The 304-nt window shown below is 51.3% G+C and carries 1 protein-coding gene; it reads right to left on the reverse strand.

Translation table 11 applies throughout. The features are described 5' to 3' along the window. Positions 1-304: DUF7507 domain-containing protein (locus tag IQ282_RS00150; RefSeq protein WP_228547161.1), on the reverse strand; the 304-nt coding region annotated here is incomplete at both ends.

Raw genomic sequence — 304 nt, forward strand, 5'->3', positions numbered from 1 at the left:
TCGTCTCACCCAACTGGGCAAACCCATCTCCGTTCTCATCGTTGAAGACAGACTCCTTCAATAAGGAGATATCACTATCGTCAGGAAGAGTCGTATCGGTCGGATCATCTGGGTCACCATCACCATCTGGATCTTCATCTGCTGGGTTGTTTGGATCATCCGAGGTATCCGTTACATCCTCACCATCTGGGGAGGTTCCCGTAGCTAACGCTTGGTTCCTTACCGTTCCCGCATCTATATCAGACTGCTGGATCGTGTAGGTTCCCGTAAACGTAGTACTGTCTACTCCACTTGGGCCTGGGGG

It is taken from the genome of Nonlabens antarcticus, from assembly GCF_015356755.1.
Classification (GTDB): Bacteria; Bacteroidota; Bacteroidia; order Flavobacteriales; family Flavobacteriaceae; genus Nonlabens; species Nonlabens antarcticus.